The following is a 24,142-nucleotide window of genomic DNA, read 5'->3' on the forward strand; positions in this document are numbered from 1 at the left end:
CAGGTTGAGGTTCCTTCCATTGTGACAGCCTGCCGGGATCCCGCGATAGCCCTATACTCAGCAGGCAGGGCTCGGTCAGCACTCCAGAGGGGATCCCTGTCAAAACTGTTTTGGATTTTTCTTTAGGATCTCAACCCGACGGTTACCCTTAGACCGCTATGCCGAAGGGAAAATCCTCCGAAACCCTCAACTCTTTTGCCGGAAATGGCCCCAACTGCCCGAGTTTGGGATAGCACTGGGAAGACTAACGGCATAATGGTCGTATCTCGCTGGACTTTAGGCAGGGATCCCATGCAAGGGAAACTACAAGAGATCGATATCCGCAGTATCCTCCAGCTGATCGAGTTGGGCCAGCGCACCGGGGAGCTTTTCGTAGAGGCCAGCCCCTCCGCCTACTGGTTTGTGTTTTTCCTCAACGGGCGGATCATCTATGCTTCCGACACCGAAGGTAACATCACCCGCCTGCGAGACTACCTGCACCGGTTCAAGGTGGAAGCCGCCCTCGACCAAATCCAAATCCCCCACAAGGCCGCCGTCAACGCTCCCGAGTACAACCGCCTCTGGGCTTTGCTGGAAAACCACAAACTCAACCCCAACCAAGGCAAACAGATCCTCCTGAGCATGGTACGGGAAGTGCTCTTCGATCTGCTCAGCCTCCACCACGGTTCCTTTATTTTCGAGGCCGGATCCCCGTTAGCCCCCCAGCTCACCACCTTCCCCGTTACCCCGCTTCTGACGGAGATCGTGACGCAAGTGCAGGAATGGAAAAAGTTATACCCTTACATCCAAACCCCCAACCAAGCCCCCACCATCCTCAACCCCACCCCTTTGCAGCAAAACCTGCCTGCTCCTGTTTTCAAGGCCTTAAGCGAGTGGTCAAATGGGAAAACCAGTATCCGCCAAATGGGGCGTTACCTCGGTCGAGATACCCTGACTGTAGCCAAAGCCATCTACCCCTATGTTCGCCAAGGGGCCATTCAACTGTCGGAGCCTATCCTGATCGCAGAGCCTAAACCCAGTCGTCCTCTTAGCCTGAGCGGCAAACCCAGCCACATCCTCTGCATCGACGACTCTATGGCCATCCAAAAAAACGTGGAGTTTATCTTGCAAAACGAAGGTTATCAGGTGACCACCATTGGCAACCCCCTCAAGGCGCTCGGGCAGGTGTTTCTCCTCAATCCCGACATGATCCTCTGTGATGTGGCCATGCCCAAACTGGATGGCTACGAGCTGTGTGCCATGTTGCGCAAGTCCAGCCAATTTCGTCAAACCCCCATGATCATGCTGACTGGCAAAGATGGCTTCACCGACCGCATCAAAGCCCGCATGGCCGGAGCCAATGAATTCCTCAGCAAGCCTTTCTCGGAGAAGGAATTGTTGACCATTGTCGAATCTTATGTTGGCCCTCCTCCGAAACGGGGCCCCAGTGAGTAAGTGCCCGTCAGTAAGCGGCAGTGAGGCAAAGGGGTGGCAGCCAAACCCTCACAAAGGGGAAATACTGGACAGAGGGATAAACCCATCGAAACAATAGGGGTAGCACAGCCAACCTAAAATCAGGGAGCTGGGGTGAGGTTAGAGACCCATCTCAGTAGCTGCGGCGGTTGCTTGGGGGTACAACAAAAACAACAGGAGCAAGACAACGATGAAAGTGCTGGTGGTGGATGACAACCGTACCTACCTGGAGACCATTTCCAGTCTGCTTTCCGACAGTGGTTTGGAAGTCTCAACAGCTATGGATGGTGTAGAAGCCATGGATGCCATCCGTGAGCAAAAACCAGACTTAGTAGTGCTGGATGTGGTGATGCCGCGCATGAATGGCTACGAGGTGTGTCGAGAAGTGAAGGGGGATGAAAGTACCAAGCACATTCGCATCGTCATGTGCTCCACCAAAGATCAAGCCTTTGACATTGAGTGGGCGAAGCGCAACCAGGCGGATGCCTATGTCACCAAGCCCTTCAAACCTCAGGAATTGTTAGCGACTATCAAAAATCAGTTGCGGGAGATCAACCGGAAATGAGTCGTGTTTTGGTTGTAGAAGACAGCCAATCTCAGCGGGAGATGATCAGTAACTTGCTGAAGCAGAGCGGTCTAGAGGTGACCGTTGTTGCGGATGGATTGGAAGCTCTGGAAGCGGTGCAGGGCGAAAGGCCGGATTTAATCGTGTTGGATATTGTCATGCCACGCATGAATGGCTACGAAGTGTGCCGCCGCCTAAAAGCGGATCCCCTCACCCAAAAAACACCGATTGTGATGTGTTCATCCAAGGGGGAAGAATTTGATCGGTATTGGGGGATCCGGCAGGGGGCTGATGCCTATATTGCCAAACCCTTTCAGCCCCAAGAATTAGTGGGTACGATTAAACAATTGTTGAGAGGTTAAGAACTGCCCGTGACCCATCCCTTCCGGTGATGCCCGAAAGGTGTGCTGTATTCGAGCACTCTTGGAGAAGGGCAGGCTGACCACTCATATGCATCAAACCATCACGCGGGGGAGCGTCATGCTGGGGGATCTGGATTTATTAATGGGGGATGAGACCCAAGAATTGCAGGAGATAGAGGCCCCAGAAGGGGAGCTATTCCTGAAGTTCAAGGTGTCGACTGGAGAGCAATTTGCCCTGCCAGCAGTTTCGGTGGTGGAGGTGATGAGCATCGGGCCTGAGAAAATTACTCCCATGCCCAATGTGGCACCTGTTTTGCTCGGCACCCTCAATCTGCGGGGTGAAATTATTTGGGTTGCTGATCTCGGGCAGTTTTTGGGAATTAGCCCCCCCCTGAATGTGGATCGCACTGAGCTGCCAGTGGTGGCGATCATGGAGCAACAAGATTTGCTCATGGGCCTGGCTGTGGATTTAATTGTGGGCATGGAGTGGCTGAAAACCGAATCGGTACGGCCTGCTCTCACGGCCCCCGAAGCCATGGCTCCCTTTCTGCGGGGGGAATGGATGGTGGCCGAGACAGGGTTAACCTTGCCATTGCTGGATCAGTCAGCCATCCTGAGATCTAATCGTTGGGGTTGATGAAGCGTCGGCGGGGAGAGGGTGTATAGTTCGTATCAAACGATCCGATCGAACCCATTTTGGATGGGGAAAGCTGAGATACCCTTAACCCTTGACGGACAGTCACCCGGTTCTCTAGGGTGCCTCTTCCCGTAGCTTCCCCAAAGCAGAGGCTAGAGATTTGAAAGGCAGAGGCCGCAGACCCCACTGGGGAGATGACTCATATATACCACGAGGGGTTCTGAGGTATGGGTGTTGAGGAGAGTTCCGTTAAATCCGTGTTAGTGCGCGAACAGAGGTAACGAAGCAGTGAAGGGAGGATCCATGGTTTCGAGCGCGAACAATCAAAGAGACTACACCGATGCGGTGGCCGCATTTTGGCAAGGAGACTACGTCCAGGCGGTGCGGTTGTTCAACCAGGTGGTCGCTGCTCAGCCGCAAGATACTGCTGTCAAGCTGTTGCTGGCTTCTGCGCAAAGACAAGCGGGCCAGTTGCGAGAAGCCCGTCACACCTACGACACCATCCTGCAAACCTCCAGCAGCCCGGATGAGTTGCAGTCGGCCCAAAAAGGCTTGGAGGAGCTGTTGCAAATGGCACCGGAATTGGCGGATATGCCCTACCCAGGGGAAGAAGTGGAGGGCTTTCAGGAGGAGAATTTCCCCACGTCCGATCCCTTTTCCGATCCAGAGGGCTTTGACCTTGATCCGAATGGGTTTCCAGAAGCGGATCCCTTTCCGCAGTTTGAGACGATGGAAGCGGAATCGGAGGACTTTTCTGTGCCAGATCCCTTTGCCGACCCCTTTGCAGCGGATCCCTTCCCAATGGAGAGCGATGAGTTCGCTGGTGGGCAGGGGGGAAGCTTTGAGGATCCCTTCGAGACTGGGCTACAGATGCCGGATCCCTTCAGCGAAGCTTCTGAGCCAAAGCCCCTATTGACACCGCCGATTGTGGTGAGTCCAGAAGACCAGATTGTTGATGACGATTTTGCCTTCCTGAACGACTTTGATCAAGAACCCCTGGAAGCGATGGAGAGTGACTCCATCACTCAGGTGGCCGGCAGCGAAGATTTTCCAGATGAGATGGGTTTCTCGCTACCTGCTTTTGCAGATGAGGGATCCCCAGAAGAAAGCCTACCCACCGAATTGGCCGCCCCGATGAGCGAGCCGATCCCGGCCCCCGAGGAAGACACCGCCAGCCCTGGCCCCACCTTATTTGACATCGACGAGCTCGACAGCCTGGATCGAGAGATTGCCGATATGGACGGCGGTGAGCAGATGGATGCCTTCTACAGGGATGAAGGCGAAGCCAGCGGTATGACCTCGATGGCGGGGGTGAGTGTGGGGATGGCCTCCGGTTCGCAACCCCGGACACCCACTTCCTCCATGCCAGTTCCGACGGCCAAGGCAGGCGGGGTATTCTCTGGCCTCTCCAATCGACCGATTGCCGATCAACAGTTGGCCATGGCCCTGATTCAAGGGGCTGTCAGCTTGGCCGCTGGGTTGGTCATCGGCCTCGGGATCCCGGCCAATGGGGGTGCTCGCCTGATTGGAGGCGTGATTGGGGGTGGAGTGATCGGTACAGGGGCAGGGGTACTGCTCGGCGCTAACAATGCCAAGCAAATTCGCTCCAGCACCAATGAATTGGCCAGCCACTTTGCCGCTTTGGCCCAGGGGAATTATTCGGTACGAGCCACTGCCGGTGCCAACGATGAGTTGGGTCGCCTAGCCAACAGCTTCAACCAAATGGTGAGTGCTATTGAAGCCAACTTCACGGAGTTGAACCAACGGGCTACCGAGCAGGGACAAGCCAAAGAAGATCTCCAACGTCAGGTGATTCGTCTGTTGGACGATGTGGAAGGGGCAGCTCGAGGTGACCTCACGGTGCGAGCGGAAGTGACTGCTGATGTGCTTGGAGCCGTAGCGGACTCCTTTAACTTGACCATCCGTAGCCTGCGAGACATTGTTAGCCAGGTAAAACGCGCTGCCATCGCCGTGAATGATGCTGCTCTTCAAAATGAGGACTTTGCTCGCAGTCTTTCTGCGGATGCTTTGCGCCAGGCGGAGGATATTTCCACCTCCCTTAACTCCATTCAAGTGATGACGGATTCTATTCAAGAGGTGGCTAGCAATGCCCAAGAGGCAGCCAATGTGACCGCACAGGCAACAGAAGCGGCCTCCCGAGGGGGAGAAGCAGTGGATCGCACCGTGAGTGGCATCTTGGAGATCCGTGAAACGGTGGCGGAAACCACCCGTAAGGTAAAGCGCCTGGCGGAATCCTCCCAAGAAATTTCCAAAATCGTCGCCTTGATTTCGCAAATTGCCTCTCGCACCAACTTGCTCGCCTTGAACGCCAGTATTGAGGCTGCCCGAGCCGGGGAATCGGGGCGGGGCTTTGCTATCGTGGCGGATGAGGTGCGCCAACTGGCCGACCGAGCTGCCAAAGCCTCGAAAGAGATCGAGCAGATTGTGTTGCAGATCCAGTCAGAAACCAGCAACGTGATGACCGCTATGGAGGAAGGAACCCAGCTGGTGATCGAAGGTACACGACGGGCTGAGCAAGCCAAGAACAGCTTGGATGAGATTATCGGCGTCAGTCGGCAAATCGATGGGTTGGTGCGGGCAATTTCTCAGGCCACTGTGCAACAGACGGAAACCTCCCGCTCAGTGGCCCAGGTGATGCAGTCGGTGGAGCTGACTGCTAACGAGACCTCGAAGGAGTCTCAGAAGGTGGCCGCTTCGCTACAACAGTTGGTGAGTATCGCCCGTGAGCTGCAAACTTCGGTGGGTCGGTTCCGGGTTGGAGATGAATGAGCAAATCTACCTTTTTGAGGGCATTCTAGGGAAAAGGATCCTTATGCTAAGGAGGAGTCATTCCTCTTCATTTCAGCGGGATCCCTGTTGCAACTTGTAACGAGAGTCTCCGCATAGGCGAGCTTCAACCTGTCTGATCTGTTACTACTGATTAATACTTGTGGGCTGTAGGAAGGGCCTCCTGTCATGAACGAAGAAGCACAGAAGCGGATCCTAAGTTATTTCATTGAAGAAGCCCGCGATCACCTGGCAACGATCGAACAAGTGCTCCTCAGCCTACGGGATAGCATGAACGACCCGGAGCTGATCAACGAGCTGTTTCGAGCGGCCCACTCTATCAAAGGGGGATCCGCCATGCTCGGCCTCACCAGCATCCAGCGGACGGCCCACCGTATGGAGGATTTTTTCAACATCTTTCGCTCTCATCCGGGTGGAGTGCCGGTGGATCAGCACCTGGAAACCCTATTGTTGCGGGCTTTTGATAGCCTGTCGATGCTTTTAGAGGAGCTGCAAAGCCCGCGGGGCCTGACTGAAGAAGTGGGCAATGCAACCTTGGCGGAGTTGGAGCCTGTTTTTCAGGAAACCGAAAAGCACATTCAAAACCTCCTCGGCGAGGGATCCGTTCCTAGCCCTCCTCCCCGGATCCCGGCTCCTGTAGCCCCAGCGGCAGCCCGTACTCCCCAACAGGACATGACCGAGGTGGTGCCCCAACTGTTGCGGCAGATGTTGGATCTGTTCAAACAGCGGGATCAGCCTGGTATACGCGAGCGCTTGGCTCAAGTGAACAGGGCCTTGGCCGAGATTGGCCAGACCCATGCCCTCTCCAGCTGGCAGCAGCTCACAGAAACAGTGGGGCAAGCCATCCAAAACCCCGACACGGATCTGCGCAATTTGGCCTTGGTTGCTCTACGGGACTTGAAGCAGGGGCAGCAATTGATTTTAGAAGGCAAGCCTGAACAAGTGGCGGCTTCTGCAGAATTGCGACAGCTGGCCCAACCCGCAGCCCCCAGCGCCCCACTGGATCCCCTAGAGGTACTGGTGCAACAGCAGATCCCACCTTTGCTGCGCCAGATGTTGGATTGGTTCAAACGGCCCGACGACCCGGCAACCCGCCCGGCACTGCAAGCCTTGACGCAATCTTTGCACAATCTGGGACAGTCCTCAGCCGTAGATATGGGGGGATGGACATCTCTAACGGGCTTGATTGGTGAAATTTTGGCGGATCCCGGACAGGATCTGCGCCAGCTAGCTCTGCCGGTGTTGCGGGATCTCAAGCAGGCCCATCAAGCGCTGGCAAGGGGTGCGGCAAGCAGCATTGAGCCTTCCGCTGAGCTATTGGCCTTCCGTCCTGTTCCGGTAGTCCCTGAGGAGCCAGAAGGCCTTGCAGCCTTCGACCTTGGTCTCACCTGGGAGCCTGAGCCTGAAGCCACAGCAGAGCCAGAGCCTCTCCTCCCAGAACCCGACAGCATCGGTACACCGGAGGATTGGGCAGCGGCTGCCGGGATCCCCCCAGAAGATAGTTTCAGCCCTGACTTGAGCTGGGAACCTGAGCCTCGACCGGAGGAGGCCCTTGATACTCCCGTTCCTGCTGGCGGCGACTTGTCGCAGGGATCCTCCGAATGGGATTGGGTCGGAGAGAGTGGATTAGCGGAAACCGAGAGTGCAGAAGCCGCTTGGGACTTGTTGGCGGAACCCCCTTCTGCTGCAGAGTCGGAGTGGACTTTGGAAGAAGACGCTGCCGCAGACAACCTGTTCATCCCAGAAATGGGGGGAGAAGCAGAACTGGATCTGAGCTGGTCGGATGCGGCTGGAACTGGCGACGGATGGGATCCGGAAGTCTCTGCCCCTGCGGCGGCTGAGGATCCGTGGGGGAATTGGGAGCCCTCCTTGGATTCTGGGTTGGGCACAACCCCACCCGAACTGGCTAGTGAACCAGAAGCCAGCTTAGTCGAAGAACGGGTTCTGGAGGCTAGCCTAGCCGCTGCCTTAGAAGGCTTTGACCCCACCCCCTTGACTCTGGAAGAAGAAGCCTCTACCGCCTTTGATGACCTGTTTGCCAATGCCGAGGAACTATCGGGTATCGAAGCACCCCCGCTGGATCTGCTCGCTCCCTCCCCCGAGCCCATCCCAGAAGATCTGGAGGATCTAAGCCAACGGCTGGAGGAGGTGAAAGCAGAAGGGGATTTGGTGGATCTGTTTGCAGAAGTGATGGATGAAGCGGTGGCGCAGTCTTTACCGGCGGAACCCACCGAGCTGGAGTGGGCTGGGGAGCCCAGTTCGTCTTGGGATCTGTCCCCGTCGCCCGAGGTTGAGACGGTATCCACTTGGCCAGACCCCCCTGCTGAGGACTCTTCCCCGTCGGCACTGGATTTTCTCACCTATTCTGAGCCAACGCCCCCCGCTGAACCCGTTCCCGAAGGATCCGTCGAAGAAGCCGCACTGGAAGAAGCTTTTGACCTGTGGATGGGTGAGGTGTCCGGTTTCACCCCTGTAGCCGAGGACGCCAATGCCGGATCCCTGGGGGATCTGCTGTCAGAGTCCGTGGAACCTACTCCAGAAGGTGCGGCTGAAGAGACAAATCTGTTGGATTCGGAACCAACCGGTTTTGAATTTCCAGAGTTTGGAGCCGAGCTTTGGGGGACAGAGCCCTCAGAGACCTCAGATCTGGAATCAGATCTTGAAAATGCTGCCGTAGACGCTTTGGCCGAGCCTCCTCTGGAGCTGGATGATGTTTCTCCCCCTGCCGATCTAGCCGATTGGGGGGATTTGGCCTCTGACTTCTCACAACCGGCAGAGACGGGATCCCAAGAAGAGCCGGAGTCCTCCAATGCCCTAGTCTTCAATGCTGAAGAGGAGAGTCTAGAGAGTCTCTTTGCCACACCTGCAGGGGAAGTCGATTCTCTATTCGTCACGCCAGAATCGGCGGAGTCAGCCGAAGTTGGGGACTTCCTGGCCGATGAGCCTTTCCCCAGCCTGGATGAGTTTGCTGCAGCCCCAGACAGCCTGTGGACAGAAGCACCCATTGACTCTTCCGTTGAATTTGAAACAGCCGCCTTTGTCCCGACAGAGGACTCAACGCCGCTACCGTCCATAGCAGACACGGAAGCGGAACTTAGTTTTGGAGATCTCTTCTCCAGTGATGACCTAGAGGAGCCCCTGAGCCCAGAGACGGCTCTCGAGCTGCCTCCGTCAGAACGGTCAGAACAGCCTGAGGCTTGGGCTGGGAACGAACCCGAATCCCCGGCAGTAGAAGTTCCCGAACCAGCCAACGCGGATGCAGATTGGGGTCTGCTGGAGGAGATCTTCCCGACTCAAGAAGACCTGTCTGTAGAACCCCAATCCACCGATTTGGGAGGCATTGCCGCCTCTACCGAAGCCTCTTTTGACCGCCTTGACGCCCTCTTTACGGACGAGTCCGAGACGGAGGGCTTAAATCTGGAAGCCAATCGCTCCCTCTCGGCCATGGATGCAGATGGGGACGGACAAGTTGATCTGGACGAATTGAGTCAGTTCTTCGCTGAAGAAGAGACCCTTACGGGCTTTGGCGAAGCGATGAACAGCCCAGCAGAAGTGGATTTGGACAGTCAGTTGGCTGGACTCTTTGCCGAAGATGACTTCTTTGCCAGCCAGCCTAGCCTGGCGGAAGAAGTAGAGACAGAGACCTTAGATTCCGGCCCCCGCTTGGAGGATTTGGCCGCCCTCTTCGATGAAGGAGAGCCAACAGCCACCCTTGAGGAGACTGCTCCTACCCCAGAACCTGTTGTCACCGGTGATGTCGGGAGTGATTTCGAGGCGCAACTGGAATCTCTACTGGGAGACTTGGACACGCCTGCCAAAGTGCCGGTTACCCCATCGGTACCAACTCCCACCGTTGCTGCTCCGGTTACCGCACCAACCCCAATAGCCCCTAGCACTCGACGAACCTCTGCCTTTAATAACCCGGTGATGCGGGTAGAAGTGCGCCACCTCGACTCCATCAACAACTTGGTGGGAGAACTGGTGGTTAACCGCAACAGCATGGAGCAAAACCAAACCCGTCTGCGCCAGTTTCTGGATGGTCTTTTGGGTCGGGTACAGCAGCTTGGGGATTTGGGCCAGCAGATGCGGGATCAATACGACCGCTCGTTGTTGGAATCGGCTTTGTTTTCCAGCCGTAGCTCCACCTACAGCGGCGCCGTTACCGTTGGCTCCGGTCGCTATGGAGAAGACAGGCCAGGCCGATCCGGTAGAGGACACTCCTCAGGCCAAGATTTCGACAAGTTGGAGATGGATCAGTTCACCGCCTTCCATGCCTTGGCCCAAGAAATTATCGAATTAATCGTGCGGGTGCGGGAGTCTTCTTCGGATATTGAGTTTGCGGTGGACGAGGCAGAGCAGATCACGCGGCAGTTCCGTCAGGTGACCACTCAGCTACAGGAGGGCCTGAACCGGGCACGCATGGTGCCTTTCTCGCAAATTGCCGACCGACTGCCCCGTGCCATTCGGGATCTCTGCGTCAAAACCGGTAAGCAGGCGAATTTGGTGGTGGATGGGCGTGACACCCTAATTGACAAAGCGATTTTGGAAGAGCTGTATGACCCGATGACCCACCTGGTGAACAACGCCCTCGTGCATGGGATCGAACCTCCTGAGGAACGTCGTCGGGCCGGTAAATCACCAGAAGGCAAGATCACCATCAAAGCCTTCTACCAGGGCAACCAGACCATTATGGTTGTCTCCGATGATGGCGCTGGGATCCCGGTGGAAAAAGTGAGAACCAAAGCCCAGCGGCTGGGGCTTCTGTCGGAGCAAGCGGATGAAGACGAGGTGTTCAACGTCCTCTTCAACCCCGGCTTTAGTGTCCGTGACGAGGGGGAGGTGGACGATCTGGCCGGACGGGGTGTGGGGTTGGATGTGGTACGCCGCAACATTAGCGAACTGCGCGGCAGCATTCAAGTGGATTCTGTGCGCGGCAAAGGCACCACCTTTACCATTCGCCTGCCCCTGACCCTGAGCATTTCTAAGGCGATGGTGTGTGTTAGCGACAAAGCTCTGATAGCTTTCCCCCTTGATGGTGTGGAAGAGATGCTGGATATTCCTGCTGACGAAGTGCAAATGGATGAGCAGGGGCGGCCTTCTATTCCCTGGCGGGATCAGCGCCTGCATTTCCAACCCCTTTCGCAATTGTTGACCTACAGTCGCAGCCACAACCGCAGCCGTTCTGAGGTTTACAGCATCAGCCAGGATGAGGGCATCATCCCGATTGTCATTCTGCAAAGTGCTGGCCAGTACGTCGCCCTGCAAGTGGATAGCTTTGTGGAAGAGCAGGAAATTGTCATCAAGCAGTTGCGGGGGCCAGTAGCCAAGCCGCCGGGCATTTCCGGGGCAACGGTGTTGGGGAACGGGCGAGTGTTGCCGATTGCTGACATCATCGAGCTGGTGGATATGGCTCATGGTCGCCGTCGGGATCTGAACCGCTTCTGGCTGGATCACCGGGGCGATGAACCAACACCGGAAGAAGTGCATCAAACCACGGTGCTGATTGTGGATGACTCGATCACCGTGCGAGAGTTGCTCTCGATGTCCTTCCAGAAGGTGGGCTACCGGGTGGAGCAAGCCCGCGATGGCCAGGATGCCTGGGAAAAACTGCGGGGTGGTTTGCCCTGCGACCTAATCTTCTGTGACATCGAAATGCCGCGGATGGATGGATTGGAATTGTTGACCCGCCTGCGGGAAGACAGTAACCTCAAGCATATGCCGATTGCCATGCTCACCTCGCGGGGGGCCGAACGGCACCGTCAAACAGCGCGGGAATTAGGGGCAACGGCTTACTTCACCAAGCCCTACCTGGAAGAGGAGCTGCTCAGTGCTGCCGCCCGTATGTTGGAGGGAGAACAGTTGTTGTCACCCAGTCCAGCGTCCTAGGCTTGAGATCCAACCGCAAACCCACCTCAACGGGTGCCGAACAGGCGATCCCCGGCATCCCCTAAGCCGGGGAGAATATAGCCGTGCTCATCCAGCCCTTCATCCACAGCAGCCGTGTAGATCGGCACATCGGGGTGCTGCTCGTGGAAGTGTTGGATCCCTTCAGGGGCAGCCACCAAGCAGACAAAGCGGATCGACTTGGGGCAAGTTTGGCGCAAACGGAGAACGGCTGCGGTTGCCGAATGGCCTGTGGCCAGCATCGGATCCACCACCAACACATCCCGATCCTCAATATCGGTGGGTACCTTAAAGTAGTACTCGATGGGAATCAAGGTATGAGGATCCCGGTATAGGCCGATATGACCCACCCGTGCCGCCGGGATCAGCTCCAACATCCCTTCTAGGAGCCCTTGTCCGGCCCGCATAATCGAGACGAGCACCAACTTTTTCTCCGCCGCCAACATGGGTGCCAACATCGAGGCCATCGGGGTTTGGATGGGTTCCGGCTTCAGGGGTAAATCACGGGTGACTTCGTAGGCCATCAGCAAGCTGATCTCCCGCATCAAGGCCCGAAATTCGGCGGTGGTGGTCTCAACGCGGCGCATGAGGCTGAGTTTGTGCTGCACCAGGGGATGGTCGATGGTAATCACCTGACCGGTCATGCCTGTGCTCCTAGAGAAAACGGATCCCGAGAGGGATGGATGTCAGGATAGCAGAAGCGCTTGACTCTCCAGTCAACTGGAAGCTTTAGGATGGGTTGTCGGTTGTTGTCAATTGGAGATGTCCTATGCCCCTGTACAAAACTGCTCATGGACGGCTCTTGACCAGTTTGGTTGCCCTTGGATTTGTAGGGATTGGAATCGGTTTACGAGCAGAATCAGCTTCCCATGTGAAAACTGCCGATCACTCTGTCCATGCAGCTCACTCAATGAGTTTGGGCCCTGCGGATGAATCCTTTGATTTGCGGTTTATCGATGCGATGATTCCCCACCACGAGGGGGCTGTGATCATGGCCAAAGAGGCATTGGAAAAATCCCAACGGCCTGAAATTCGCCAGTTGGCGGAGGCTATTTTGGCGGCTCAAAGCGAAGAAATTGAGCAAATGCAGGCTTGGCGGCTGAGTTGGTACCCAGAGGCCCCCCGTTACCCGCTGATGTGGCATGAGGAGATGGGGCACATGATGGCCATGACACCGGAAACGCTCTCCGATATGCGCATGGATAGTGATTTGGGATCCGCCGACGACCAGTTTGACTTGCGGTTTATGGAGGCGATGATCCTCCACCACGAAGGAGCTGTGATCATGGCGGAGGAGGCTTTGCAGAAATCTCAGCGACCCGAAATCTTACAACTGGCCGAAGCCATCTTGGCCAGCCAACAGGCGGAGATTGACCAAATGCGAGCCTGGCAACAACAGTGGTATCCCCAGTAGAAGCACGCTTTAGTTCAACCAAGCTCTGATACCAAGCCCTAAACTGAGCCAAGGGATCCCAATCGGGCTGCTGAACTGGTGGGGATCTCGGGGATCTTACTGGATAACCCTCCATGCCCCAACCTATGGAGCAGCAGGTGAGAAGATGATGAAGCTGGATCAAGAACGTCCAACTGGGCAAAGACTGCTGCCTACAGAGCGTAAGCGATCGGATCGCTGGCTGATCCCAATCGCAATTGGGTTGCTCTGCCTGGGATCCCCCAATCGCTGGTTGCACTGGTTTCCAGGAGCCCTGCTGGGACTGGCACCGCTGTTTTATCTTTGCGAACGACAGCAAGGGTGGCGGCGACTGGGCTTGACCTATGGCCTTTGGTTCTGCGTTTGTCTCTATGCTTTTTGGGTGGATCCCTTTTCCGTCCAGGTGCTCAGTGCCTGGGAGATCCTCGGTGGATTTGTGGTGGCTCCCCTGATTCCGCTCTTTTTCACCACTGCCACGCTGCTTAGCCTTGACCTCAGCCGGCCTCTGCCGGATTGGGTGCGACCGCTGGGCATCGCCACGGTCTGGACAGGGTTGGATGGACTGTTGGGCTTGCTCTGGTCCCCGATTCCCTTTCATTGGGGATCCCTGTTGTTCGACTGGCCCCTCGGGATCCAAATAGCCGATGTGACCGGGATTTGGGGGGTTACGTTTTTTGCCGTGTTTGTGAATGGGGTGCTCTGGCAGTTGGTGGAGCAGGGCTGGCGGCTGTGGCCGACTAACCCTTCTACTGCATCTCCTGTTGTTGACCAGTCCCGTTTCTGGCCTACCTTCGCTTGTGGGCTGGGGTTGAGTGGGCTGGTCTTGGCCTATGGAGCGGTGCGTCTAGCCCATTTTGATGCTTTGGCTGCGGGCAATCGGGATCCCAATTTTCGGGTGGGGGCAGTGCAACAGGTGGCCTGGTTAGAGGCGGATCGCAGCTGGGACTATCGTATGGAGCGCTACCGGGAGCTGCATCAACTGTCTGCACAGGCGGTGGCAGAGGGAGCGGAGCTGGTGATCTGGCCGGAAGGGGCGCTGCGGGCGCGATTGCTCAATACTGGGCTAGAACCTTATGTAATCGAGCCGATGCAAGGGATCCTCCCGCCTACAGGGGCTTTGATTACGGGGGCGACAGAGCCGGATCCCCGCACAGCCCATCTCCCGGAGGAACAACAGCGTTTTTTTAATACTGCTCTCTTATTTGATGCAGAGGGCAACTTGCTGGATTTGTTCGGCAAGCAGTGGATCTTTCCCTACTTCGAGTCGGGGCGCTATGTGCCTTCCCCGGATGGCTATCGGCCTCTGGCGGGAGGAGAACGTTTCGGGCTGCTGGGGGTGATGGTTTGTTTGGAGAGTGTGTTGCCTGCTCCCAGCCGCACCTTGACTCGGAACGGAGCAGAGTCCTTGATCGTGATTTCGGATGATAGCTGGTTTGGCGATAGCCACTGGCCGATGCTGCACGGTAAGCTTTCGGTTTTCCGGGCCATTGAAAATCGGCGTAGCGTCGTGTTTGTGAACAATACCGGCGGCAATCTGGTGGTGGATCCCTCTGGTCGGCTACAGCAAACGGGGCCGATTTTTCAGCGAGGGGTGATTACGGGAGAGGTGATGCGGCGCTCAGAGCAAACCTTTTTCAGCCGTAGCGGCGATTGGATGGCATGGCTAACCCTGGCGCTGTCTTTAGGATTGTTGCGCTGGCGTTGGGGATCCCGTTCCAGGCGAGGATGAGATAGAATCGGTAAGCTCAATTAAGGGGAAGGACAAGAACCCCAGACTTAGTGCGCCTCGGGTTCTCTGAGCCTTTCAATGGTTGCAGCACATCCTGCTGATGTAGCTCAGTTGGTAGAGCAGCTCACTCGTAATGAGCAGGTCGTCGGTTCGAGTCCGATCATCAGCTTTGGAAACCCACCTTCACGAAAGTCGCTCAACCGGCATTTTTTTAGGCTGTGCAAGGGTTTCAGAAGATCCAAAGCAAGAGGATACTGGATCGGAATCGGATCTACTCCAATCAACAGGTCGTCGGGGAACTAAATCCACCTTGACCCACCAGGTAAAGTTCAGCAATAGCTTGTGAGGCCAAACAGCCGTTCCTTTAAGATAGGATCCCGACCATTCCAAAAGGCTAAGGCAAAGCAGAGATATTGTTGGTCATCAGAGATTCCGACCAGACCATCCTCTCCCCATAGATAGACTCTTGAGCAGGATTGATCATGGCTGAAATAATCCCAGGCATCCCCCATTTCGCTATAGTCTTCTCGAACCGTGCCCACTGTCGCTCGCTCAGGTAGGGGCTCTATCGTTTCCAGGGTTCAAGGGATCCCGATCCCATCCGTAATTCTTCTGCTGTCATGGCCAAGCTGAGCCCAACTCTGGCTGGGAGCATCGCATAACTTCCTTAAACCGATTTAGAACTGGGTTTGGCGATGAGATAGCCACACTGATGTTCCCCATTCACCTGCCAGTTGATGCGCTCCACCTGGCAATCGGGCAAGGCCGCTGCAAACATTTCCAGTTCATATCCACATACACTGGGAAAGGTCTGGGCAATTTGGGCAATGGCACAGTTGTGCTCAATTAAAATGTACTGCTCCGGTGGTTTTGTTGCAGACGGGTCAGCCAGTTCTCCGCAGTAAGGATGGTACTCGGCCATATAGCCTTCCGACTGGCGCAACTCCACCAAGCGCTCCACCCGTTCCCGCAGGGATCCGGAGCCAAGCTGAGACTGGTATTCCTGTGCCTTGCGCTGCCACTGGTGCTGCAAAATGGATCCCATCTGTTCAGATCCCACGGTTTCTGCCAAGGTGTTGAGGAGGCCAAGGGCAAAATCGTCATAGCTGGCGGGAAACTGCTCTTCTCCCAGTGGGCTGAGCTGATAAACATGCTGTGGGCGACCCAATCCGTTCTGTTGGGGAAGATGAGCGATTAACCCTTCCGCTTCTAGATCTTTGAGGTGGCGTCGAATTGCTTGTGGAGAAATTTGCAGGTATTCCGCCAGAGTTTGGGCATTGGCTTGGCCCGATTTGCGCAGATAAACCAAGATGGCCTGCTTGCTGGAAGCCTGCTGAGTGGTCTTGTGTGCGCTGTTCACCCTCGTCCCCCTGGTTGATTGGTTGCCGCTGTCAGGACAGCCCCTGCCTACTTTGACAACAGGATCATTGCTAAAGTAACCTGAGGATGAGTTAAACAACAACCCTGTTGCTTTAATCTCCGGTGTGCCTTAGTCGCGCCTTTCCCCGTCGCCCTTCAAGAGTTGAAATCCATGTCTACTAGCGTCCGCACCCTGGTTAATCAGCCCTACAAGTACGGGTTTGTGACCGATATTGCCTCCGACTCCATTGGTAAAGGGTTGAGCGAGGAGGTGATTCGGCTGATCTGGGCTAAAAAAGGTGAGCCGGATTTTATGCTGGATTTTCGCCTGCGGGCCTATCGGCAATGGTTGAAAATGAGCGAGCCCTCTTGGCCGAATGTCACCTATCCGCCCATCGACTATCAAGACATCGTCTACTACTCTGCCCCCAAGCTGAAAGAGAAGAAAAAAAGCTTGGACGAAGTGGATCCCGTTTTGCTGGAGACCTTTGAGAAATTAGGGATCCCTCTGTCGGAACAGAAGCGGCTCAGCAATGTGGCGGTGGATGCCATTTTTGATAGCGTTTCGGTGGCCACCACCTTCCGGGAGAAACTGGCCAAAGTTGGGGTGATCTTTTGCTCCATTTCCGAAGCCCTTAAAGAGTATCCCGATTTGGTACAGAAATACATGGGCAGTGTGGTTCCGGTTTCCGACAACTATTATGCCGCTTTGAACTCCGCAGTGTTTAGCGATGGCTCCTTTGTCTATATTCCCAAAGGGGTACAGTGCCCGATGGAGTTGTCTACCTATTTCCGCATTAACAATGGTGAATCGGGTCAGTTTGAGCGTACCTTGATCATCGCCGAGGAGGGATCCTCCGTCAGTTACCTGGAAGGGTGTACTGCCCCCATGTTTGATACCAACCAGCTCCATGCGGCGGTGGTGGAATTGATCGCCATGGACAATGCCGAAATTAAATACTCTACCGTACAGAACTGGTATGCAGGGGATGAGAACGGCAAGGGTGGCATCTACAACTTTGTCACCAAGCGCGGTCTCTGTCAGGGTGTGAATTCCAAAATTTCCTGGACACAAGTGGAAACGGGATCCGCCATTACCTGGAAGTACCCCAGTTGTGTATTGGTGGGGGAAAACTCTGTCGGTGAATTTTATTCCGTTGCCCTAACCAACAACTACCAGCAAGCGGATACCGGCACCAAAATGATCCACATTGGTCGCAACACCCGCAGCACGATCATTTCCAAAGGCATCTCGGCAGGGCATTCTAAAAATAGCTACCGGGGCTTGGTAAAAATGGGGCCAAAGGCGGAGGGAGCGCGCAATTTTTCTCAGTGCGATTCCATGTTGATCGGGGATCAATGCAGCGCCAATACATTCCCCTACATTCAGGTGCAGAACAACAGCGCCAAGGTGGAGCACGAAGCTTCAACCTCTAAAATTGGCGAAGAACAGTTGTTCTATTTCCAATCCCGTGGGATCAGCATGGAAGATGCTGTTTCCATGATCATCAGCGGCTTTTGTAAGGATGTGTTCAACCAGTTGCCGATGGAGTTTGCCGTCGAGGCTGATCGTCTGCTGAGCTTGAAGCTAGAGGGATCCGTTGGCTGAGATGGACATGACTTACCCTGAAAAAGTGCTCCGTACCGCTACCGCGGGTGAGATAATCGGTAAGGTTTTCATCCCCACTAGGTGCGAGGAGTTTTTCATGAGAGGGTTCCTAGAGGAGTTCAAACAATTCATTGACCGAGGCAATGTTTTAGACATAGCCATTGGCGTTGTGATTGGAGGTGCTTTCGGTAGGGTTGTTTCCTCTTTTGTGGCGGATTTGTTTACCCCAGTTTTGGGTCTGGTGATCGGTGGAGTCAGCTTTCAAGATTTGGTTTGGAGAATTGGGGGTACCCCTGAAGCTCCGGTCATGATCAACTACGGCAGCTTTCTGCAGGCGGTGTTTGATTTTGTCATCATCGCCTTTGCCATCTTCCTGCTGGTGAAAACGATCAACTCCATGCAACGAAAAAGAGACGCAGCTCCCGCCGTCCCTCCGCCGACCCCGCCAGAAGTGGTCTTGCTCACGGAGATTCGGGATATCCTCAGTCGCGGATCCCGTTAAAGCCACAACTATTGGGGATCCCCTGGCCCAAAACCTACCTTAAGGTTGCTGAGGGATCCCTTGCGCTGACAACCCTAGGCCCTAGTGATCAACCTTGGAATCCAACCATGATTAGCGAGAACAGTTCTTTGATTTTATCTGTGCAGGATCTCACAGCCGAGATTGAGGGAAAACCTATCCTAAAGGGACTCAATCTGGAAATTAAGTCCGGCGAGATCCACGCCATCATGGGACCCAACGGATCGGGCAAAAGCACCTTCTCAAAAATTCTGGCTGGTCACCCCGATTACACCGTCACAGGTGGCGAGATACTGTATTTGGGGCAAAACCTCTTGGAGATGGAGCCTGAGGAGCGGGCGCGAGCGGGTGTATTTTTGGCTTTTCAATACCCGGTTGAAATTCCAGGTGTGAGCAATGTTGATTTTTTACGGATTGCCTACAACGCTCGACAAAAGTATCGGGATCAACCGGAATTGGATGCTCTAGATTTTGATGATTTTGTGCGAGAAAAGTTGGGGATTGTCAAAATGGATCCCGCCTTCTTGGATCGCTCGGTGAATGAGGGGTTCTCAGGCGGGGAGAAAAAGCGCAATGAGATTTTGCAAATGGCGATTTTGGAGCCGACCCTAGCCATTTTGGACGAGACAGACTCAGGTTTGGACATCGATGCCCTGCGTACAGTAGCCAATGGCATCAATCATCTTGCCACTCCCGACAATGCCATGTTGCTGATTACCCACTACCAACGGTTGCTTGACTATGTCACTCCCGATTACGTGCATGTGATGGAGGGAGGCCGCATTGTGACCAGTGGGGATAAGACCCTAGCTCTGGAACTGGAAGAGCGAGGCTACGACTGGATTCGGGATCAGGATCCGGCAATCGCGGGATCCCCAACGCCGTAACCAAAAGAGAATGTGATGAGCTCCACCCTGCAAAAACCACTCCATGGCCGCCCATTCCTGGATCACCTCCTGGCCCAGATGCCGGATCCGCAGGATCCTTACGCCGCCCTTAGAGGCCAAGCCCGTGCCCAACTGGCGGAATTGGGGATCCCGACCACCCGTGACGAGGACTGGAAATACAGCGATCTCTCACCGCTGTTGGCCCATGACTTTCAGCTCAGTACGCCGTTGAGCACCCCGTTGGGATCTCTCCATCCCCCTGATGTAGAAGCCTACGTTTGGCCGGAGAGCTCTCACAGTTGTGTGGTTTTTGTCAATGGCTACTTTGCCCCTCAGCTTTCGGATTTGAGTGCTTTGCCAGAAGCTGTACAGGTTGAGTCTCTGGGGCAGGCGGAGGCGGGTTGGTTGACCAGCCAGTTGCAAACCATCGCCACAGAAGATGTTTTCACGACTCTGAACACGGCGCAGTTGGGGGATGTGGTCAGCATTCGGGTTCCCAAAAACCTTGAGGGTATGCCGCCATTACAGGTGCTGTTTCTGAGCCTAGCACCCGATACCCAGCCAATTTTGACCCAGCCCCGTTGTTGGGTATCTCTAGAAGCCCATAGCCACCTGACAATCATTGAGGATCATGTGTCGTTGGGGCCAGGGATCCCTTTTAGCAATGCCGTCACCGAGATCCACCTGGCCGACAATGCCCGCCTGCACCATGTGATTCTGCAAAGACAGGGATCCGCAGCCTTTCAGATTAGTAAAACAGCCGTTCGCCAGAGCCGCGATAGCCACTACCAGCAACACGCCCTCCAGTGGGGATCCCAGTTTTCCCGCCACAACCTAGAAATTACCCAGATCGGATCCCAGGCTCATACTGACTTGAAAGGGCTGACCTTGCTGCGGGGATCCCAGCACAGCGATACCCACTCCCGCCTTGTCCACCAAGTTCCCCAGGGCAGCAGCCGCCAACTGCACAAGTGCATTGTGGATGAGACCGCTCACGCCGTATTCCGAGGGCGAGTGTTGGTGTGCCAGGCGGCCCAACTGACGGATGCTGCCCAGTCCAACCGCAACCTGCTGCTGTCCCCAAAAGCGCGGGTCGATACCCAACCGCAACTGGAGATCTTCGCCGACAACGTTAAATGTGCCCATGGGGCCACCGTCAGCCAACTGGAAACAGAAGAGATCTTTTACCTGCAAAGCCGGGGAATCGCCCAGGAGCAAGCCCGACAACTGCTCACCTATGCCTTTGCAGCGGAAGTCTTGGCCGGGATCCCGTTGGCCGCCCTTTCCCAGAAGCTGCCTCAACTGAGCCTACCCAGCTGAGGAGCGATTTCCCGAAACCGTCGTTACCCTCAAGAGCTTTTCGACTTATCGGGTTAGAGATTCGGAGTTTTCCTTGTGGAGGCTATGGGGTTGCGCCTTGCTGCAAATCTTAGGTTGGAAAGGCTCAAATCATGGCAGAATAAGGGTTTCAGCCATTGTCTTCACTGAGGAAATAGCCAGAATAAAAGTAGCCATTGCTCAGGTAATGAGCATCACAAGAACTCGGTGAATGAACATGTTTTCCTCCCTTTTTACCCCACGTGCGGCTTGGACAGGGGTGGTTCTGTCCGGGGCTATGCTAGGCATTCACTGTCAGGTAGCCATGGCCGCTCCCTTCCGCGATACTTCGGGTCATTGGGCCCAAACTTACATTCAGGCTCTCTCCTCACAGGGGGTATTGAATGGTTTTCCCGACGGCACCTTTCGCCCCAACGAGCCGGTAACCCGCGCCCAATTTGCCACCATTGTCAATACAGCCTTTCGCCTCAGCAACACCTCTGGCACCTATATCGGCTTCCGGGATGTGCCCTATACCCATTGGGCTGCTAATGCCATTTCCACCGCTGCCGCCAACAATTTGATCGCTGGTTTTCCCGATGGTAGCTATCGCCCTGAGCAGCCCGTAACCCGCACAGAGTCTTTGGTGGTTCTCACCAACGCCATCGGCAATACCCAAGCTATCCCAGCTGCACAACCCAGCGATCTCTTCAGTCGGTACCGGGATGCGGCGGCCATTCCCAACTGGGCCCTTCCCCAAATTGCCGCTGCCCATCAGGCGGGCTTGATCGTGAACTATCCCGACCCAATGCTCTTGGAGCCCAACCGCGCTGCTACCCGAGCGGAGGTGGCCGCCTTTACCTACCAAGCTATGGTCAATCGGGGATCCCTGGTGGCGCAAAATCTGGGTAGCTTTAACCCCTACAACCCCACCCCCCAAGCAGGTTTCAACCTGCGTCTTTCTACACTGGCGGCGGGCACCCTCATACCAACCACTACCACCTTCAACGAGCGCCTCTACATCGCCCCCAACGAAACTCGTCCCATTTCTTTGATCGTCAACAATCCCATCCGCAATGCCCAAGGAGATATTGTGGTGCCCTACGGCTCTCGGGTGGATGGCCGCTTTGAACCGGCTCCGGGGGGAACTCGCTTTGTGGCTGAAAGTGTGATCGTCAACAATCAGTTGTTTCCTTTAGCAGCCCAATCGGATGTGATTCACGACGTTAAGGATCCCCGCTACACCACCTCTGGCAAAATCATCCAAGATGCGGCCATTGGTGCAGCTGCCGGAGCGATCCTTGGCTTGGTCACCGGAGACAACGCCATTGCTACAGAGGAAGTGCTGGGGGCGGGGGTTGCTGGCGCGGTGATCGGTAATGTGACGGCTCCGCAGGTGGTGGTGTTGGATCCCAATCAGGTGATCGAGCTACGTCTGACTCAGGATCTGGCTATAGCCCGACAATAGTTTCTGGGAGTTTCAATGGACTGCAAGGCAACAGCACGGGATCCCAGATGGGCATTTCCCAGGACAAGGTAGAGATGTCTATATCTGTCTTATATCTGTCTATATCTAGGGATCCCGCGAGGAGGTAAGGTAGTCCTTTCCTAATACTCCTGAAGATTTGGAAGAAACTGTTAAGAAATACAAACATGTGCCCCGCCTCTTCCCCGCTCTCCTCATCCCCTCCACCCTGGATTATGGGAGTCTTGAATGTAACCCCCGACAGCTTCTCTGACGGTGGACGATTCAAGGCTCCTGAGGTAGCTATTGCTACTGGACGAACCCTACTGGCGGAGGGTGCCCATCTCTTGGATATAGGGGGAGAATCTACAGCCCCTGGCCGTCAGCCTCTTGAAGCGGAAGAAGAGCTGGCCCGCATTGAGCCGGTGGTGCAGGCTTTGGCCGGTGAGGCTTTTCTCTCGATTGATACCTATCATTCCAAGACAGCCGCCCGCTGCTTGGCTCTGGGTGCCCGTATGATTAACGATACCTCTGCCTTACAGGCTGACCCGAAGCTGGCCGATGTGGTGCGGGAACATCAGGCGTTCCTGGTGTTGATGCATGCCAAAGATGCACCTTTGCCCCACGTCACTCCTACTGAGCGGCACTATCAGGATGTGGTTGGTGAAGTCGGGGATTTTCTCGCCCGGCGGGTTGATTATGCCTTAGCTCAAGGAATCCCGGTGGAGCGGCTGATACTGGATCCCGGTTGGGGAGCTTTTTTGAGCCATAACCCAGAGTATACGTTCGAACTGCTGCGCGGGTTGGAGAGGCTGGTAACCCGCTTTCACCCCATCCCCATTCTGGTAGCCATCTCCCGCAAGGGAGCCCTTAAAGTACCCCTAGCAGAACGGGATCCCCTCTCCCAATTGGTGGCTCTGATTGCTGTGGCTCGCGGGGCACTCTATGTGCGTACCCACGCCCCCAAAATGATGGCCCAGTTTCTAGAAGTAAGCCAGCAGTGCGGTTGGCCTCTGCCGGGACTTTCAAGCTTTCAAGAAAGAGTGAACCGGAGTTAAAGGGATCCCTAGCTTTGGGGGAGATTTGTTAAAAGTTCAGCAGCCGTCCGCCCCAGGATCGGGTGGCGCCAGTCCGGCCAAAGCTCACACAAAGGGCCGAGGACAAAATCTCGTTCGTGCATACGCGGGTGGGGAAGGATGGGACAGGCCGGTGGTAGACGCACCTTGTCTTCCATCGCCACAAGGTCGAGATCCAGAAGACGGGGCTGCCAAGGCAAAAGCTCGTGGCTGCGGTCACGACCCAGCGCTTGCTCGATACGGTGCAAGACACTTAGAAGGGCTTCTGGCTCAAGAGCTGTTGCCAAGATAACGACGCCATTGAGATAGGGCGGCTGCTCCCGCACGGGATCGCTCGGATGCACAAGCGCGGGCGTTGTAATCCAACGGGAACGGGCCAGGATTGGGCCAGCTTCCCGTTCCAGCAGGGCGAGTGCCGTTTCAAAAGCATGTCGCGGTCGGCCCAGATTGGCACCCAGGGCAACGATGGCGCGGCAGTCCACTGTACTGTGCTAATCCTCAGAATATGCTAATCCTCAGAATACAAGCCTACAGCCCTTTGCCCCAAGGGGCTGCCCTACGGCATGCCGTTGCTCCGCAACACTGTCGCAATGACAGGAAGGGGCCAACGGAACCTTCCCCGAACAACGCCTCTTGTCCTACGGAGAACCCAGAGGGTCAGGGCGGTAACTCCCCCGGAGCGACTCGCATCCACTCTTGGGCGTCTGGGTGGCGGATATATACCGGGTGATTGCTGATTTGCTGCTGCAGAAAGTGTTGTGCCCGTTTGAGGAGCGGCTTGTGCAAGAAACAGGAGAGGCCGGCATCCGTCTGCGGGGTTCGGTACACTGCCTACGGTGGTTTACCTGTGTGATGTTGGAAATGGGGTTTCCCTGGCAGATTGTGCAGCCTCAAGAACTGTGGCAGGAGGTGGAACAGTTACACCATCACCTTGGGCAAATGTTGGCCACTTCAAGAATTGACTCTGGTTAGCCATTCTCAGTACAGGAGAAGCTTACGAAAACCAGCGTAAAGCCCCCG

Annotated in this window: 18 protein-coding genes, 1 tRNA gene and 1 pseudogene; 16 read left to right on the forward strand and 4 right to left on the reverse strand. The window is 55.5% G+C overall.

Annotated features, from left to right (window positions below):
- The first annotated feature begins 291 nt into the window (after window positions 1–291).
- The 6 genes from JX360_RS01780 (at window position 292) to JX360_RS01805 (ending at window position 11,710) form a co-directional block, all read left to right on the forward strand.
- Window positions 292–1,434, forward strand: coding sequence for a response regulator (locus JX360_RS01780; RefSeq protein ID WP_244348767.1), 1,143 nt, complete (start codon window positions 292–294; stop codon window positions 1,432–1,434).
- 208 nt (window positions 1,435–1,642) lie between these two features.
- Window positions 1,643–2,017, forward strand: a complete 375-nt coding sequence (locus tag JX360_RS01785) for a response regulator (protein WP_244348768.1) — start codon at window positions 1,643–1,645, stop codon at window positions 2,015–2,017.
- Window positions 2,014–2,379: a response regulator transcription factor gene (locus JX360_RS01790; protein ID WP_244348769.1), complete on the forward strand. Its 366-nt coding sequence runs from the start codon at window positions 2,014–2,016 to the stop codon at window positions 2,377–2,379. The genes JX360_RS01785 and JX360_RS01790 overlap by 4 nt, the downstream gene beginning before the upstream one ends.
- Window positions 2,380–2,497: 118 nt before the next feature.
- Window positions 2,498–3,016 carry a CheW domain-containing protein gene (locus tag JX360_RS01795; protein WP_425244334.1) on the forward strand — a complete coding sequence of 173 codons (519 nt, stop codon included), beginning with the start codon at window positions 2,498–2,500 and terminating at the stop codon, window positions 3,014–3,016.
- Between the two features lie 303 nt (window positions 3,017–3,319).
- Window positions 3,320–5,806, forward strand: coding sequence for a methyl-accepting chemotaxis protein (locus JX360_RS01800; RefSeq protein WP_244348771.1), 2,487 nt, complete (start codon window positions 3,320–3,322; stop codon window positions 5,804–5,806).
- A 186-nt stretch (window positions 5,807–5,992) separates the two neighbouring features.
- Window positions 5,993–11,710 carry a response regulator gene (locus JX360_RS01805; RefSeq protein WP_244348772.1) on the forward strand — a complete coding sequence of 1,906 codons (5,718 nt, stop codon included), beginning with the start codon at window positions 5,993–5,995 and terminating at the stop codon, window positions 11,708–11,710.
- A gap of 26 nt (window positions 11,711–11,736) precedes the next feature.
- Here the strand turns inward: JX360_RS01805 and upp are convergent, their stop codons facing one another.
- Complete coding sequence (upp, locus tag JX360_RS01810) at window positions 11,737–12,372, reverse strand: uracil phosphoribosyltransferase (protein WP_244348773.1); 636 nt, start codon at window positions 12,370–12,372, stop codon at window positions 11,737–11,739.
- Window positions 12,373–12,497: 125 nt separating this feature from the next.
- Between upp and JX360_RS01815 the strand changes: the two genes are divergently transcribed.
- The 3 genes from JX360_RS01815 (at window position 12,498) to JX360_RS01825 (ending at window position 15,058) form a co-directional block, all read left to right on the forward strand.
- Window positions 12,498–13,142: a DUF305 domain-containing protein gene (locus JX360_RS01815; protein ID WP_244348774.1), complete on the forward strand. Its 645-nt coding sequence runs from the start codon at window positions 12,498–12,500 to the stop codon at window positions 13,140–13,142.
- 145 nt (window positions 13,143–13,287) lie between these two features.
- Entirely contained in the window at window positions 13,288–14,889 is a 1,602-nt protein-coding gene (gene lnt / locus JX360_RS01820; protein ID WP_244348775.1) for an apolipoprotein N-acyltransferase, read from the forward strand.
- A 96-nt stretch (window positions 14,890–14,985) separates the two neighbouring features.
- Window positions 14,986–15,058, forward strand: a tRNA-Thr gene (locus tag JX360_RS01825).
- 169 nt (window positions 15,059–15,227) lie between these two features.
- On the opposite strand, the pseudogene JX360_RS17815 reads toward JX360_RS01825, so the two are convergent.
- Window positions 15,228–15,511: pseudogene (locus JX360_RS17815) on the reverse strand (MGH1-like glycoside hydrolase domain-containing protein); the annotation flags it as partial.
- A 45-nt stretch (window positions 15,512–15,556) separates the two neighbouring features.
- Window positions 15,557–16,249 carry an iron-sulfur cluster biosynthesis transcriptional regulator SufR gene (gene sufR / locus JX360_RS01835; protein WP_244348776.1) on the reverse strand — a complete coding sequence of 231 codons (693 nt, stop codon included), beginning with the start codon at window positions 16,247–16,249 and terminating at the stop codon, window positions 15,557–15,559.
- 171 nt (window positions 16,250–16,420) lie between these two features.
- Here sufR and sufB point away from each other — a divergent pair, with 171 nt between their 5' ends.
- The 6 genes from sufB (at window position 16,421) to folP (ending at window position 23,104) form a co-directional block, all read left to right on the forward strand.
- Complete coding sequence (sufB, locus tag JX360_RS01840; protein ID WP_244348777.1) at window positions 16,421–17,857, forward strand: Fe-S cluster assembly protein SufB; 1,437 nt, start codon at window positions 16,421–16,423, stop codon at window positions 17,855–17,857.
- Window positions 17,858–17,954: 97 nt separating this feature from the next.
- Window positions 17,955–18,359, forward strand: coding sequence for a large-conductance mechanosensitive channel protein MscL (gene mscL / locus JX360_RS01845; protein ID WP_244348778.1), 405 nt, complete (start codon window positions 17,955–17,957; stop codon window positions 18,357–18,359).
- A gap of 107 nt (window positions 18,360–18,466) precedes the next feature.
- Window positions 18,467–19,264: a Fe-S cluster assembly ATPase SufC gene (gene sufC / locus JX360_RS01850; RefSeq protein ID WP_244348779.1), complete on the forward strand. Its 798-nt coding sequence runs from the start codon at window positions 18,467–18,469 to the stop codon at window positions 19,262–19,264.
- Window positions 19,265–19,279: 15 nt separating this feature from the next.
- Window positions 19,280–20,584, forward strand: a complete 1,305-nt coding sequence (gene sufD / locus JX360_RS01855) for a Fe-S cluster assembly protein SufD (RefSeq protein ID WP_244348780.1) — start codon at window positions 19,280–19,282, stop codon at window positions 20,582–20,584.
- Window positions 20,585–20,819: 235 nt separating this feature from the next.
- Window positions 20,820–22,049, forward strand: a complete 1,230-nt coding sequence (locus JX360_RS01860; protein ID WP_244348781.1) for an S-layer homology domain-containing protein — start codon at window positions 20,820–20,822, stop codon at window positions 22,047–22,049.
- Between the two features lie 242 nt (window positions 22,050–22,291).
- Window positions 22,292–23,104, forward strand: coding sequence for a dihydropteroate synthase (folP, locus tag JX360_RS01865; RefSeq protein ID WP_244348782.1), 813 nt, complete (start codon window positions 22,292–22,294; stop codon window positions 23,102–23,104).
- Between the two features lie 8 nt (window positions 23,105–23,112).
- Here the strand turns inward: folP and folK are convergent, their stop codons facing one another.
- Window positions 23,113–23,604 carry a 2-amino-4-hydroxy-6-hydroxymethyldihydropteridine diphosphokinase gene (gene folK, locus JX360_RS01870; RefSeq protein WP_244348783.1) on the reverse strand — a complete coding sequence of 164 codons (492 nt, stop codon included), beginning with the start codon at window positions 23,602–23,604 and terminating at the stop codon, window positions 23,113–23,115.
- 226 nt (window positions 23,605–23,830) lie between these two features.
- Between folK and JX360_RS01875 the strand changes: the two genes are divergently transcribed.
- Entirely contained in the window at window positions 23,831–24,094 is a 264-nt protein-coding gene (locus JX360_RS01875) for a hypothetical protein (protein WP_244348784.1), read from the forward strand.
- Window positions 24,095–24,142 lie beyond the last annotated feature (48 nt).

Source organism: Thermostichus vulcanus str. 'Rupite', from assembly GCF_022848905.1.
Classification (GTDB): domain Bacteria; phylum Cyanobacteriota; class Cyanobacteriia; order Thermostichales; family Thermostichaceae; genus Thermostichus; species Thermostichus vulcanus_A.

Bases quoted from the DNA above. Each gene is read 5' to 3' on its own strand.
- JX360_RS01780 (WP_244348767.1), top strand. From the start codon at position 292: ATGCAAGGGAAACTACAAGAGATCGATATCCGCAGTATCCTCCAGCTG.
- JX360_RS01785 (WP_244348768.1), top strand. From the start codon at position 1,643: ATGAAAGTGCTGGTGGTGGATGACAACCGTACCTACCTGGAGACCATT.
- JX360_RS01790 (WP_244348769.1), top strand. From the start codon at position 2,014: ATGAGTCGTGTTTTGGTTGTAGAAGACAGCCAATCTCAGCGGGAGATG.
- JX360_RS01795 (WP_425244334.1), top strand. From the start codon at position 2,498: ATGCTGGGGGATCTGGATTTATTAATGGGGGATGAGACCCAAGAATTG.
- JX360_RS01800 (WP_244348771.1), top strand. From the start codon at position 3,320: ATGGTTTCGAGCGCGAACAATCAAAGAGACTACACCGATGCGGTGGCC.
- JX360_RS01805 (WP_244348772.1), top strand. From the start codon at position 5,993: ATGAACGAAGAAGCACAGAAGCGGATCCTAAGTTATTTCATTGAAGAA.
- upp (WP_244348773.1), bottom strand. From the start codon at position 12,372: ATGACCGGTCAGGTGATTACCATCGACCATCCCCTGGTGCAGCACAAA.
- JX360_RS01815 (WP_244348774.1), top strand. From the start codon at position 12,498: ATGCCCCTGTACAAAACTGCTCATGGACGGCTCTTGACCAGTTTGGTT.
- lnt (WP_244348775.1), top strand. From the start codon at position 13,288: ATGATGAAGCTGGATCAAGAACGTCCAACTGGGCAAAGACTGCTGCCT.
- sufB (WP_244348777.1), top strand. From the start codon at position 16,421: ATGTCTACTAGCGTCCGCACCCTGGTTAATCAGCCCTACAAGTACGGG.
- mscL (WP_244348778.1), top strand. From the start codon at position 17,955: ATGAGAGGGTTCCTAGAGGAGTTCAAACAATTCATTGACCGAGGCAAT.
- sufC (WP_244348779.1), top strand. From the start codon at position 18,467: ATGATTAGCGAGAACAGTTCTTTGATTTTATCTGTGCAGGATCTCACA.
- sufD (WP_244348780.1), top strand. From the start codon at position 19,280: ATGAGCTCCACCCTGCAAAAACCACTCCATGGCCGCCCATTCCTGGAT.
- JX360_RS01860 (WP_244348781.1), top strand. From the start codon at position 20,820: ATGTTTTCCTCCCTTTTTACCCCACGTGCGGCTTGGACAGGGGTGGTT.